The sequence below is a fragment of the Neobacillus sp. PS3-34 genome (genome assembly GCF_030915465.1).
Taxonomy (GTDB): Bacteria; Bacillota; Bacilli; order Bacillales; family Cytobacillaceae; genus Neobacillus_A.
The window spans coordinates 4,167,037-4,181,232 of record NZ_CP133267.1 but is presented as its reverse complement, the minus strand read 5'-3'; the positions used below and the strand labels follow the sequence as shown (position 1 = coordinate 4,181,232).

11 protein-coding genes and 1 pseudogene are annotated in these 14,196 nt (G+C 38.9%); 6 read left to right on the top strand and 6 right to left on the bottom strand.

What is annotated here, in order from left to right; translation table 11 throughout:
* Positions 1 to 17 precede the first annotated feature (17 nt).
* Positions 18 to 149: a YuzL family protein gene (locus tag RCG23_RS21895; RefSeq protein ID WP_308177376.1), complete on the bottom strand. Its 132-nt coding sequence runs from the start codon at positions 147 to 149 to the stop codon at positions 18 to 20.
* A 110-nt stretch (positions 150 to 259) separates the two neighbouring features.
* Here RCG23_RS21895 and RCG23_RS21890 point away from each other — a divergent pair, with 110 nt between their 5' ends.
* The 3 genes from RCG23_RS21890 to modB all read left to right on the top strand — a co-directional run bounded on the left by RCG23_RS21890 (position 260) and on the right by modB (position 2,160).
* Positions 260 to 502: a YkuS family protein gene (locus RCG23_RS21890; RefSeq protein ID WP_308177375.1), complete on the top strand. Its 243-nt coding sequence runs from the start codon at positions 260 to 262 to the stop codon at positions 500 to 502.
* 198 nt (positions 503 to 700) lie between these two features.
* Positions 701 to 1,495 (top strand): molybdate ABC transporter substrate-binding protein, encoded by a 795-nt coding sequence (gene modA, locus RCG23_RS21885; protein WP_308177374.1) that lies wholly within the window; start codon positions 701 to 703, stop codon positions 1,493 to 1,495.
* 5 nt (positions 1,496 to 1,500) lie between these two features.
* Positions 1,501 to 2,160: a molybdate ABC transporter permease subunit gene (gene modB / locus RCG23_RS21880; protein WP_308177373.1), complete on the top strand. Its 660-nt coding sequence runs from the start codon at positions 1,501 to 1,503 to the stop codon at positions 2,158 to 2,160.
* 40 nt (positions 2,161 to 2,200) lie between these two features.
* Here the strand turns inward: modB and RCG23_RS21875 are convergent, their stop codons facing one another.
* Together RCG23_RS21875 and mprF are read right to left on the bottom strand one after the other, a co-directional pair.
* Positions 2,201 to 3,343, bottom strand: coding sequence for a D-alanyl-D-alanine carboxypeptidase family protein (locus RCG23_RS21875; RefSeq protein WP_308177372.1), 1,143 nt, complete (start codon positions 3,341 to 3,343; stop codon positions 2,201 to 2,203).
* Between the two features lie 222 nt (positions 3,344 to 3,565).
* The gene (gene mprF, locus RCG23_RS21870) at positions 3,566 to 5,998 is read right to left on the bottom strand and encodes a bifunctional lysylphosphatidylglycerol flippase/synthetase MprF (protein ID WP_308177371.1); all 2,433 of its coding nucleotides are present in this window, start codon (positions 5,996 to 5,998) and stop codon (positions 3,566 to 3,568) included.
* 239 nt (positions 5,999 to 6,237) lie between these two features.
* Between mprF and RCG23_RS21865 the strand changes: the two genes are divergently transcribed.
* The gene (locus RCG23_RS21865) at positions 6,238 to 6,927 is read left to right on the top strand and encodes a DUF421 domain-containing protein (protein WP_308177370.1); all 690 of its coding nucleotides are present in this window, start codon (positions 6,238 to 6,240) and stop codon (positions 6,925 to 6,927) included.
* Positions 6,928 to 6,973: 46 nt separating this feature from the next.
* Here the strand turns inward: RCG23_RS21865 and RCG23_RS21860 are convergent, their stop codons facing one another.
* From RCG23_RS21860 to hutU, 3 genes and pseudogenes are all read right to left on the bottom strand, one after another.
* Positions 6,974 to 7,966, bottom strand: a complete 993-nt coding sequence (locus tag RCG23_RS21860; protein WP_308177369.1) for an agmatinase family protein — start codon at positions 7,964 to 7,966, stop codon at positions 6,974 to 6,976.
* Positions 7,960 to 9,232: pseudogene (gene hutI, locus RCG23_RS21855) on the bottom strand (imidazolonepropionase). Before hutI ends, RCG23_RS21860 begins: the two are co-directional and overlap by 7 nt.
* A gap of 76 nt (positions 9,233 to 9,308) precedes the next feature.
* Positions 9,309 to 10,970 carry a urocanate hydratase gene (gene hutU, locus RCG23_RS21850; RefSeq protein WP_308177368.1) on the bottom strand — a complete coding sequence of 554 codons (1,662 nt, stop codon included), beginning with the start codon at positions 10,968 to 10,970 and terminating at the stop codon, positions 9,309 to 9,311.
* A gap of 136 nt (positions 10,971 to 11,106) precedes the next feature.
* Between hutU and RCG23_RS21845 the strand changes: the two genes are divergently transcribed.
* Both RCG23_RS21845 and pflB read left to right on the top strand, forming a co-directional pair.
* Positions 11,107 to 11,559, top strand: a complete 453-nt coding sequence (locus RCG23_RS21845; protein ID WP_308177367.1) for a cupredoxin domain-containing protein — start codon at positions 11,107 to 11,109, stop codon at positions 11,557 to 11,559.
* 351 nt (positions 11,560 to 11,910) lie between these two features.
* Positions 11,911 to 14,136: a formate C-acetyltransferase gene (gene pflB / locus RCG23_RS21840; protein ID WP_308177366.1), complete on the top strand. Its 2,226-nt coding sequence runs from the start codon at positions 11,911 to 11,913 to the stop codon at positions 14,134 to 14,136.
* Positions 14,137 to 14,196: the final 60 nt, after the last annotated feature.

The following is a 14,196-nucleotide window of genomic DNA, read 5'->3' as shown; positions in this document are numbered from 1 at the left end:
GTCTTATTGCACTTTTTTTAACCTCTTTTTTTGCTTTTTCTTGAAGAAGAAACTGTTTTATTACCTGTTTCTGTCTGTGTAGTTCCCTGGCCTTCAACCTGTGCGGAATCAAGTCCAATTGTCGATGGATCCCTCTTTATTTTTCCCATTTTTGCACCTCCCATAATAGCTTCTGGAAGAATCATTCTACTTATACTCACCGAGCGGAGAATAATTGAAAATGTACTTACGCAAGATAAGATATGAGGAGGTGTTTGGAATGGCGAAAATAGGAGTGGAACAATCACTAACCAATATTCAACAGGCTCTAAGGGAAAAAGGGCATGATGTTGTCGAATTAAAGCAGGAGTCGGATGCACAGGATTGTGCATTCTGTGTAATTACCGGCATTGATTCAAACGTAATGGGTATGCAGGATACGACTACCCAAGCTACTGTAATAGAAGCAAATGGCCTCTCAGCAGACGAAGTATGTCAGCAGGTCGAAAGCAAGCTCCAATAATCAAAGTAACTGCCCGCCATAGGCGGGTTTTTTTGCTTATCATGACAATTTCATCAATGCCTTGTCCTAATAAATGCTTGCAATCCGGCGAGTTTTCTTTAATTCTGGTAAACTTTACTTTTAAGTCCATTTGCATTCCGCTATAATTTTATATGTCTCCATAATGTATGGAAGGTTGGGGTTCCGGGAGGATTTCATTTGAATAAATACATCAAAATACTAATAGCAATGCTGTTTATGTTTTATTTAACCGCCTGTTCTCAGCAGGATAGTTCTGAAGGCCAGAAAAAAAACACTGGGGTTGATATTACTGTATCGGCTGCAGCAAGTCTCAACAACGCATTAAAAGAAATAAAAACGGAGTTTGAAAAGAACAATAAAAACATCCATATCTCCACAAATTTAGGAGGAACTGGTGCACTTCAGCAGCAAATTATTCAGGGTGCTCCGGTTGACATCTTCATTTCCGCAGCAAAAGATAAATTCGTCACATTGATAAATAAAGGCCTGATTTCAAAGGATAAAAGTAAGGATTTATTGGGGAATGAACTTGTTCTGATAACAAATAAACAAAATCCTGCTCCTATACATTCCTTAGAGGATTTAGCTGATAGCCGTGTTAAAAAAATTGCAATTGGCATTCCAGAGTCAGTTCCCGCCGGGCAGTATGCCATGCAAACGTTAAGAAAAATCAGGATTTCAGAAAAAATTCAGCCTAAAATAGTCCAGACAAAGGACGTAAGACAGGTATTAACTTATGTTGAAACGGGTAGTGTTGATGCTGGACTTGTGTATACAACTGATGCAAAAATATCCACAAAAGTAAAAACGGTTGCCGTTGCACCAAGTGGTTCGCATGACCCCATCATTTATCCGGCAGGAATTATAAATGAATCTAAACATAAAAAAGAAGCTGCCATTTTCTTCGAATTCCTTCAAAGTAAAACGGCGAAGAAGATCTTCGAAAAATATGGTTTCAATGTATTGGAATGATGAAATTGTTACATAATGAAATTTGGTTCCCAATAAAACTTTCAATTGAAGTAGCAACAATTTCAATAGTTTTCGTTTTGTTCTCTGGGATCATAATCGCAAAATTTATGACGAAGGTACAATTTAAAGGAAAAAACTTGCTTGAAACTGCTCTATTGCTTCCACTTGTATTGCCACCCACAGTAATTGGATTTTTATTGATCATTTTTCTGGGTCCGCGCAGCACAATTGGTTCCTTTATTGAGAAATTATTTCATCAATCGATCATGTTTACTTCTTGGGCTGCCATATTGGCATCCGCAGTTGTTTCGTTCCCGCTTATGTATCAAACAGTAAAAAATGGATTTCAATCTGTTGACATGGATATCGAGGATGCAGCGAGGGTTGATGGAGCAAATGAAAAAAAGGTATTTTTATACGTTACACTGCCATTATCTGCGAGAGCTGTCCTAACCGGTTTAATTTTAAGCTTTGCAAGGGCATTAGGAGAATTTGGTGCTACCCTTATGTTTGCGGGAAACATTCCGGAAAAAACACAAACTGTTCCAACAGCAATTTATATTGCCATGGATTCTGGCAATATGGAAACGGCCTGGATATTAGTGATTTCAATGATTGTTATGTCTTCATTAATGCTCTTAGTGGCTAATTTCATCAAAGATTAAAGTATGAAGAAAAAGCAGGCATCTCGCCTGCTTTTTTCTATTAATCATTTTTCGTTCTTCTTTTCCCAATAAATGCCCCTGCAATAAGCAGTCCGAAAACACCATAAAAGGCATTCAAGTGCATATTTTTATAAAATTTAAGCCCAGGTTTAGCAGCTTCTTTTTTTATATGAGCCTTTACAGGATTTAGCTGGATAGATTGAAGTGTATTTCCATTTTCATCCTTTACTGATAATAGGCCTTTATTACTTACTTCCTTGGACTTGCCATTTAGAGGCAGAGTTATCATAGTGTGTGCAGAAGTAGAAAACTCTTTTTTGCCTTTTTTGAATGACTCACCCTCTTTTAACTCCTCATGCTTAAAATGAGAGAAGCCATAATCAAGGAGCCGAGCAGTATCTTTATAACCGTCCTTTTTTCTATCAGCCATCATTTCAATTACAATCAGCCTCATTTTACCGTTATTGGCCGATGTCGCTAACGTGTGTCTGGACTCATCAAGATAACCTGTTTTACCTCCGGTTATACCAGAATATAAAATTTCTCCGTTAAGCATCAGATGATGTGATACCAATGTAGCATTCCAGGTTTGCCCAGTCCATTTCATCTCTTTCATCCCAAAAATCTCAGCAAATACTGGATTCTTTTGTGCATAATTTGTTATTTTGGCTAAATCCCATGCCGTTGTATAATGATTGGGATCGAAGAGACCATTTGGATTGACAAAGTGTGTTTCTGTCACACCAATGTTTTTTATTAGATATTCATTTAAATTCTTTGAGAAAAGATCGACACTGCCGTCAAGGTGTTCAGCAATTGCAACCGCTGCATCATTTCCTGAATTGATTATCATTCCCTGAATCAATGTTTTCATTGGCACTCTTTCGCCCTCATTTAAGTGGACGCTTGCCCCCTCAGTCCAGGCTGCATTCCTGCTTACCGTAACAATGTCATTCAGGTCTCCCTTTTCTATTGCATAAATAGCTGTGGCAATTTTCGTAAGGCTTGCAGGATAGAGCCTTTCATCTGGATTTTTGGCATATAATACAGCTCCGGTATCGGCATCGAGCATCACTGCTGCTTCACTTTTTATAGGCAATTCTGTTCTCTTTTGGGCATAGGTGAATAGTCCGGATGAGCAGAATAGGATAACAACAATGATGATGGCAATAAATTTCGGCAATTTTCCACACCCTTACTTTCTTCTTTTGTCCTTTATGATTTTAACAGATAATTGCCCTGCAAGAGCAGATTTCGAATTAAAATTATGAAAACCGGCCTGTAAAAGAACAAACCGGTTCTGGATTATTTTATTCTTTTCTTGGAAATCAGCAGTGTAATTTGCGCCATTGTAAATGGAAGTGAAGATTTTTTTCGGTAAGCAAGGTACTTGGGCTCCCATACATTAGTAAATTTCTCTTTGAATTTTCTCGCCCTGAAAATGGTAAATAAAATGGCCATGCAAAAAGATTTGAGCTGCCACCCTTTCACTTAAAAAGGAAAACCTTGATAATCCCACATTCGCCAAGGGAGCCATCCCCATGTTGAATCTCGCGTAACCCTTTGCTTTCGCCCACTCAAGCAAAGAAAGAAACAAGAAATCCATTGTTTCAGTTGGAGCATCCGGCCTGAATCTCATTAAATCAACAGAAATTGTCTTGTATTTATCATAAATTGGCATGGTGCTGGCGAAGCCAATAATATGATTCTTCTCATTTTTTATTATTGCAATTTCAGATTTATTAAGATATCTCTCATCAAAAAAACCTAGTGAAAACCCCTTTTCTCTCCGACCTTCAAGCCAATCATTTGAAATTTCCCTTAATTCGGCAATTAGCGTGCCGGAGTGAGGAGGTTTTAATATTTGGAATGAAAATTTTTCTCTTTTAAACTTATTGCCAATCGCCCGCAAACCAGTTACATTATCTCCCGCCGAACTGAAATTCCCCAATTCGACAAATGCTTCTTCACCAAGCTTGAAGAAATCATAGCCATTGCCATGTAATAAAGGGAGCATATCATTGCTTACCTGGTAAAAGACGGGGGTATATCCGTGCAAGTCAGATATCTCCTGAAATTCCTCTATCGCATTGGCCATTTCGTTTTTTTCTCCTATAGGATCACCCAGAATGACCAGTTTATCCGCATATTGAGAAAATGAAAATAAAACATTTTTTTTACTGTTCCAAAAAATAAACTTGTCATGAAGGAAGATTAAATGTGTCATAGCCTTCCCTTGATATCGGGACAAGTGTTCCAAAATTTCCTTTTCCTGAAGAAGAGATTTCTGCATTGTCCACTTTTTTGGCTTGCTGATCAAATATCCAAACATTAGCACTAAGAAGGCAATTGTCAGTCCGATCAGGGCGCTATTAAATAAATCCCGGTAATCCTGAATAATATATGGAGATATTTTTGCCGGAATATTGATTTTAGACGAAGGTAGATTAAGATAGCCCGTTATTAAATACATTGAGGTAATAATTAAGATAAGCGTTATATCAAAAATAGTTTTCCCCCATGTCATAACATAGCTTTCTCTATAAAATTTATCCTTCGAAAGTCTCAATAAGAGAGCGACAATCATCAAAAATACTGCTTCCTCGTAATCAATACCTTTAAAAATGGAAAAAAGAGCTGCAAATGAAAGGGCTATCATCGTTAATTGATAAGCACGCTTTACGCTATATTCAATCCCCCTGGATAAACCCAACAGTAAAAATCCTGCTGCAACTGAGAGCTGATGAGATAGGTCTACAATCGGAAATGCCAAAAACTCCTGGATAATTTTCAATCTTGACATGATTCCAGGAACAGAAGCCGACAAAAGCAAAACCAGACCTGAAATAAAAACAAGGCCCGTCAAAACAATGTGGCTGACGTTCTGCACGATTGCATTTGGCAGGTTATTCCATGAAGTATTCCACCTTTCCCAGAATTCTTTAACAAATAAAATCATGCCAATAAAAAATGGGAGAACGTAGTATCCAACACGGTAAAACAGCAGAAGTACCAGTACTTTTTCGTCTGCAATTTGCAAATCGTGCATACCCCAGATAAACACGAGATCAAATGACCCAAGGCCACCAGGAATCATACTGATAATCCCGGCACAAGATGCTATAACAAAAACGGGTAAAAGATCCTGAAAAGAAATCCTTATATCTAAAAGGCCACATAAAATCCAAATGGCTACAAAAATAGCTGCCCATTCTAATAATGAAACAAGTACTAGCTTTAAACTTATTATAGGTGTAATGAGAACCTTCTCATCCTTTTTATGCTTTATGTAATGGATCCCCAAAAAGACTGGCAGATAAAGCCCCACTCCCAAAACGGCAAAATAAAGCCACGGAGTGTCAGTAAAAAGAGGGAAATGCCGAAACCATATAGAAACCGACCACGATATAAGTGAAATTCCAGTAAGATAAAACAGTGAAACGGATGCTATTCCGCCAAGAAGCTTTCGTTTATCATGCTCATACTTGTTATAAAAATATGTTCTTAGCATAGCTCCTACTATTCCGCCGAAACCTATTAAATTAGAAAAAGAATTGGCAATGAAGGATTGTTCGGCAAGCTTCTTGTATGGAACTTTAAAGTTAAGGATTCTTACTAAAATAAAGTCATAAAAAAACATAGGGGTAACGGCTGCCAATGTGATGACTAATATTAGTATCAGTTTTCCAAGATGAAGCTGGCTCACCTCATGCCGAAGCAGATGAAAATTTAAATCCCTTGCAAATTTGTTTATTTCATAAACCGCTAACACTAACAAAAAAAGCGGGAAAATTAATTTCACCACAGTAAATATTTTTTCTTTCTTAACTGCAATCATGCTGATCACCCAATTTTCTCTGTTTCCTGTAATTACTATAATCTTTTCAGCAAAAAAAACAAAGGAATTTATTATTTTATCTCAAACAATTATGAAGTATTCCATTAATCAGATTAGCCACGGATTAAAAGAAATATGCCTTTTGTAACTCTGCTCTACCCATTAATTTTTAGGTATATATTTACCTTTTTGAAGGATTATAGTATCAAGCTTAAATTCTCCCAACAGGAAGTTATATTATGGATGAAATATTAAATGCTATTTTAAGGACAATTGTATCATTTGTCTTTTTAATGATGTTAACCATTTTCTTCGGTAAACAAATCAACTCTCAAAACAATTATTTTAATTATGCACTCTCGATTACCATTGGTTCGTACATAGCGAATATGGGATTTGATACAAACTTAAAATTTCTGCCTTTGGTCCTATCCTTTACAACATTAACGCTAATTTATTTTTTCATGCGTATTTTATCCTTTCAATTTCTATGGGTCCGAAAATGGTTCTCGGGATTGCCTGCTGTTTTTATTGAAAACGGGGAAATTCTCGAACAGAATATGAAAAAGTCAAAATACACTCTTGATAATTTAAATCAACAACTGAGGGAACTAGGAATCTTTAATATCGAAGAGGTTGAAAAAGCAATTTTAGAGGTGAGTGGAAAACTATCTGTTCTAAAAAAAGAACCATATTTAACTATTCTCAAGAAAGACTTATCAATAAATAACATCTCTATTTTAAAATTTCCAATAGAAATAATTATTGAAGGAAATATTTTAACAGACAACTTTAAGTTTCCTTATAATCAGTCCTGGCTTGATATTGAACTCAGGAATAGAAAATTAAATGCTGCAGAAATCTTTTATGCAGTCCTCTCTACAAACGGACATTTATTTATCGACCGCTATGAAAAGATTAACGACTAGTGTAAAGAAAAATCGGCCACAGCAACCGCTGTGGCTATTTAGAAGATCAAGAATGCTTCCGTTCCATATATCCGGTTAAAAAGGATAAAAAGGTATAAACACCGGCCTTAACGGTTGGCTGGGCTGATGGATCCCGGGTAGGATCAAGACAAACAATATCCATGGCCATTACTTTAGCTGATTTTCCAGCCAAATACACGGCATCAAATAATTCATCCGTTCTCATACCGCCCGGTGTTGAAGCTGGGACACCCGGCGCAAATACAACATCCAAAACATCCATATCGACCGTTAAATAAATAATATCCACTTTTCCTTCCAGTTCATGTAACGCTTCGAGAATTGTCTCTGTAATGCCTTTTTTCCTCGCTGCTTTTAGGGTAATATAATTTACGCCTTTTTCTTTGGCGAATGTAAGTAACGATTCGCCGTTAAAAAAACCATGAAGGCCAATATTGTATACATTTTTTCCGTCTACAATCCCCTGCTCTATCAGATTCCTTATAGGAGTTCCATTAGACGGACCATTTTCGGACAAATCCCTTAAATCAAGATGGGTATCTAACTGTAAAATACCAATTTCCTTTTCAGGACTGACCTCTTTCAATCCAGAAATCGTCATGGCTGTAATCGAATGATCTCCTCCGATTGAAACTGGAAATGAATACGGGAATTCCTTTTTAATTCCCACCATTACTTCCTTTATATTGGAATGGCACTTTTGAATATCAGTCACATGCATTTTCACATCGCCTAAATCCAGTACCGAAAGATCCATTAAATCTCTTTCATAATCAAGATTATAGGTGGAGAATCCCTTCCATGATCTTCTGAAATATTCTGGAAATTCCGATGCGCCGGAAACACTAATGGATGATCTGGAAAGAGGTACACCAACCAGAACAACATCCCATTTTTCTTTCAATACTTCTTCATCCCGGTGATTAAATTGATTAATCCAGTCCTTAACCTTCGGATCTTCAACTTGCTTGCTCCTCTGCCAAAAAAATGCTGGCGGTTCAATTGGGTATTTCAGCATCGCCTTCCTCCATTAACTACAATCTTTCCTTTTTTAATAACCGTATCAGTATGGTTCATTCCATAATGGTACTGCAGTTTCATAAAGTTGGGCACATCCATAATAACTAAATCAGCTATCTTCCCCTCCTCAATACTGCCAATTTCAGCACCTCGGTCGATTGCATGAGCAGCATTGATGGTTGCTGCCGTAATCACTTCTGCTGGCGTCAGCCCCATATGCATACATGCAAGATTCATCATAAACGGCATAGAGACAGTAGGAGACGAACCTGGATTGCAATCAGTAGAAATTGCTACTGGAAGACCTTTGTCAATCATCTTTCTTCCATTTGCTGCCTCCGCCATTAAGAAGAATGCCGTTCCGGGAAGCAAAACCCCTATTACGCCATTTTCGGCCATTTTTACTATTCCTTCATCAGATGCTCGCAGCAGGTGATCTGCAGAAATAGCTTTTAATTGTGCCGCAAGTTCTGCCCCTTGATATGGTTCTATTTCATCTGCATGTAGCTTCGCTTTTAGGCCAGCTTCATTCCTGCCTCCAGAAGGCGCTTCGATTGTTCTGGCGTAAAAACCCCACGTTCACAGAAGACATCATTGAATTCTGCTAGATTTTCTTCGGCAACTATAGGGAGCATTTCATTAATGATCAAGTCAATAAAAGCATCTGGATTTGATTTATATTCGGCAGGTACCGCATGCGCCCCCATAAAAGTTCTTATTATATCGACAGGATGGTCCTCATTCAGGCTCCCTGCCACCTTAAGCTGTCTCAATTCTGTCTGCCAGTCTAGTCCATAACCACTTTTTGCCTCAATCGTCGTTACGCCATGCAAAAGAAATTGATCGAGTCTTTTGCTTGTTTCCTTATAAAGCATTTCTTCAGAGGCGGCCCTGGTTTTAGAGGTGGTGGAATGGATTCCCCCACCTTTATTCATGATTTCCATATAGGTTGCCCCTTTGAGGCGCATATCGAATTCCTCTTCCCTGCTTCCCGCAAAAACGACATGTGTATGCGGGTCTACTAGGCCAGGAAGAACAATTTTTCCTGAAGCATCAATCACTTCTGCTGAAGGAAGATCATGATAAAATATACTTTCGATTTCGTTTGTTGTACCTGCTTTTACAATTAGGCCATCCTTAATCCATACCGCTCCATTCTCGATTATGGACAATTGGCCCATCTCTTGCTTTACTGTACCTTTCGAGAAAATCCTTTTAAAGTTAGCAGCTGTGCAGCATTTTTTATAAAAAGAGGTCTTTTCATAAAATGGGTCTCCTTAAAACATAAATAGTATAGTTGTTTTCAATATTGGGTTGGGTCGAGGTACTCCCTAATGTTGTTATTCCATCATCGGAATATTGACACCTTTTTCTTTCGCCGTTTTTTTCGCAAGGTCATAACCTGCATCCACATGCCGGACAATTCCCATTCCAGGGTCCGTAGTCAAAACACGCTCAAGTCTCTTTTCAGCTTCTTTTGTGCCATCAGCGACAATCACCATGCCTGCATGAAGGGAATATCCCATTCCTACGCCCCCGCCATGATGGACAGAAATCCAGCTTGCTCCGCCAACAGCATTCACTAATGCATTCAGGATTGGCCAATCGGCAACCGCATCACTGCCGTCCTTCATTCCCTCTGTTTCTCTATTAGGTGAGGCAACAGAACCGGAATCAAGGTGATCTCTTCCTATGACAATCGGGGCCTCTAGTTCACCGCTTGCTACCATATCATTGATGATTTTTCCAAACCTTGCACGTTCACCGTAACCAAGCCAGCAAATCCTTGATGGAAGACCCTGGAACTGAATTTTTTCCTGTGCCATCTTAATCCACTTGCATAAATATTCATTATCTTTGAATTCACGCAAAATGACCTCATCTGTTTTGTAGATATCTTCCGGATCTCCAGACAAAGCCACCCATCTGAAAGGTCCTTTCCCTTCGCAAAAAAGAGGGCGTATATAGGCTGGTACAAAGCCTGGAAATTCAAACGCATTCTCTACGCCCTGATCCTTTGCGACCTGGCGGATGTTATTTCCGTAATCAAATGTAATTGCTCCGCTATCCTGCATTTCCAGCATCGCCTTAACATGGATTGCCATACTTTCCTTTGCTTTTTGTATATATTCATTGGGGTTATTGGTTCTCAGTACAGCTGCCTCTTCAAGAGAATATCCCACAGGTATATAGCCATTAAGCGGGTCGTGAGCTGAAGTTTGATCTGTTAGTATGTCAGGAATGAAACCCATTTTTAGCATTTGCGGCAACAACTCCGCAGCGTTTCCTGGCAATCCAATCGAAAGAGCCTTTCCTTCTGCTTTTGCTTTTTTTGCAAGAAGAATGGCTTCATCTAAAGAATTTACTTTTACATCCAGGTATTTTGTATCTAAGCGCTTTTGAATCCTGGTTTCATCAGGCTCAATAGCAATGCACACTCCATAGTTCATTGTAACAGCCAGAGGCTGTGCGCCCCCCATTCCACCAAGCCCTGCAGTCAATGTGATCGTATGGAGTAATGTGCCTGAGTAATGCTGTCTTGCCAGTTCGGCAAACGTTTCATATGTACCCTGGACAATTCCCTGGCTCCCTATATAAATCCAGCTTCCTGCTGTCATCTGCCCATACATCATAAGTCCTTTTCGATCAAGCTCATGGAAGGTTTCCCAATTTGCCCACGCCGGAACCAGATTCGAATTGGCTATAAGGACTCTTGGTGCATCCTGATGTGTTTTAAAAACAGCCACAGGTTTCCCTGATTGGACGAGAAGTGTTTCATCCGATTCTAATTCCTTTAGCGTTTTGACAATGGCATCAAAGCAATCCCAGTTTCTTGCCGCTTTGCCAATGCCTCCGTAAACTACCAGTTCCTCTGGTTTTTCCGCCACTTCCTCATCTAGATTATTCATTAACATTCTTAATGCCGCTTCCTGAATCCAGCCCTTTGTATGAAGCTCAGTTCCATGATAATTTTTAATTTTTCTTTTTGAATCCGCTTTCATAAAAACCCTCCTTTTTATCTATTATTCTGTTTTTCAGAAAATTTGTAAACAAACTCGAAAAGAATTTTACAAAACTGACAAGTTTCCATTACAAACAAGCATAGATTTTAATAGGACAATCTTTGGAGGGGAAAATATGAACTTTTTAGTATTAAAAAAACAAACCGCTCTACTTATATTGGCTGCAGGATTAACAGCTGCTTCGTTTTTCGTCTGGTATCTTTTAAAAGCGGGTGACACGGTTGTGTTTAACCAGCAGAAGGATGGCAGTGTAAGAGAAATCCATATGGTTACAGGAGAATATAAAACAACTGGGAAAAATGGCAAGGTAATAGAATCCTATCGGTGGGATCCTGGAACTATTTTTATGGAAAAAGGAGAAAAAGTCACTCTGAAAATCTTAGGAATTAACGGAGCCAAACATCCCTTTTATATTGAAGGAACGAATATAAAAGGAATAGTAACAAAGGGTGAAGAAGCAATTGTGCCACTTGATTTTGAAAAAGAGGGCACATACCGGCTGATTTGCCATATGCATCAGGATAAGGAACATAGCGGCCCAATGATTGCTTATATTATCGTTGATTAAACACGGGCGTTTTTTCGTCTCGTGTTTTTTCTTTACATCTGTTCCGGCATTCTCGTACTGTGTTTATAGTTTTTTAATGTAAGTATGTTGTTATTGTTGGATATTTCTTATATAACAGATTAAAAATTTTTAAAAATATTTGTAGTACAGTTTTACTTTCCTCGAATTACCTTTCTATTTAAATTCCTTCCTCATAAATAAAAACCCCCAATAATGTAGATTTCACAATATGTTAACAATCCCCCCTAATTCGAGTGACTTTTGTCACTTTTAAACTGTTATACCCGATGTAAGATAAACATGTCAGAACTGTTATATATTTTATCAAAAATTCATTTGAGGTGAATCACCATGGAAGAATGGAAAGGATTTACAAAAGGAACATGGGAGAAGGAAGTAAATGTACGGGATTTTATTTTAAGCAACTACACTCCATATGAAGGTGATGACTCTTTCTTGGAGAGTGCTACGGTAGCTACCGATAAATTATGGGAACAGGTCATGGAGCTGACCAGCAAAGAACGCGAAAATGGCGGCGTTTTCGATATGGATACAGAAACTGTTTCTACCATAACATCCCATGGTCCTGGTTATCTGGATGAAGATCTTGAAAAAATAGTAGGTGTCCAAACCGACAAGCCGTTTAATCGTTCTTTACAGCCCTTCGGAGGCATCCGAATGGCAAAATTGGCTTGTGAAGCATACGGGTATACGTTAAGTCCTGAAATAGAGAAAATTTTCACCGATTTCCGCAAGACTCATAATCAGGGCGTATTTGATGCTTATACAGACGAAATGGTGCTTGCTCGCAAGGCTGCAATCATAACAGGCCTTCCTGATGCGTACGGCCGTGGCCGCATTATTGGGGATTATCGCCGAGTGGCTCTTTACGGAGTTGATTTCTTAATTAATGAAAAACGAAACGACCTTAAAGGGACCAGCAATGTAATGAGCGAGGACAACATGCGCCTTCGCGAGGAAATATCCGAACAGATTCGTGCACTTAAGGAATTAAAAGAACTTGCCTTGAGTTACGGCTACGATATTTCAGAGCCCGCAGCTAATACGTTTGAGGCTTTTCAATGGCTTTATTTCGGTTATCTTGCCGCAATCAAGGAACAGAATGGGGCGGCAATGAGCCTTGGAAGAGTATCAACCTTCCTGGATATTTTCATTGAACGTGATATTAATGCAGGAACAATAACAGAAAAAGAAGCACAAGAAATTGTCGACCATTTTATCATGAAACTTCGGCTCGTGAAGTTTGCCCGTACACCTGATTATAATGAATTATTTAGCGGGGACCCAACTTGGGTGACTGAATCAATCGGTGGCATGAGTACGGATGGCAGCTCTCTCGTTACAAAGAGCTCTTTCCGGTTCCTTCATACTCTTGATAATCTTGGACCAGCACCAGAGCCTAACTTAACAGTCCTTTGGTCAGCCAAGCTTCCAGAAAACTTCAAGAAATATTGTGCGAAAATGTCGATCAAAACCAGTTCCATCCAATATGAAAACGATGATATTATGCGTCCTGAATATGGTGATGATTATGGAATCGCATGCTGTGTTTCCGCGATGGAAATTGGAAAGCAAATGCAATTCTTCGGTGCGAGAGCTAACCTTGCAAAAGCCCTTCTCTATTCTATTAATGGCGGGATTGATGAAAAACTAAAAATCCAGGTTGGCCCCCAATACCAGCCGATAACTTCTGACATTCTGAACTATGAAGAAGTGATGCAAAAGTTCGACCAAATGATGGAATGGCTGGCAGGTCTCTACATCAATACCTTAAATATCATCCATTACATGCATGATAAATACAGCTATGAAAGAATTGAAATGGCTCTGCATGACACGCATATTCTTAGGACGATGGCGACAGGAATTGCCGGGCTTAGCGTTGTAGCAGATTCTCTTAGTGCCATCAAATATGGAAAAGTTAAGGTCATCCGTGATGAAAACGGAATTGCGGTTGATTTTGAAATCAGTGGAGAATACCCTAAATACGGAAATAACGATGACCGTGTGGATAGCATTGCAGTTGAAATTGTAAAGATTTTTATGAAAAAGCTGCGAAAGCACCCAACTTATCGTAATTCCCTCCATACAATGTCGATTTTAACGATTACTTCCAATGTAGTTTACGGCAAGAAAACTGGCAATACACCAGATGGGCGCAGAGCTGGCGAACCTTTCGCTCCTGGTGCCAATCCTATGCATGGGCGTGATACAAAAGGTACGCTTGCATCCCTGTCTTCTGTCGCAAAGCTTCCTTACAGCTATGCAATGGACGGAATATCAAACACCTTCTCCATCGTTCCAAAAGCTCTTGGCAAGGATGAAGAAACCCAGGTACGAAATCTTGTATCCATTCTGGATGGTTATGCCATTAAATCCGGACACCATTTAAACGTCAATGTTTTTAACCGAGAAACCCTTCTTGATGCAATGGAGCATCCTGAACTTTATCCTCAGTTAACGATTCGTGTGTCAGGTTATGCAGTCAATTTTATAAAATTAACAAAAGAACAACAGCTGGATGTAATTAACCGTACTTTCCACGAAACAATGTAGGGCAGCTTGGAATTCAATTTGCGATATTTAGGTAAAGTGAAGGGGTTTTCCAACATTTAA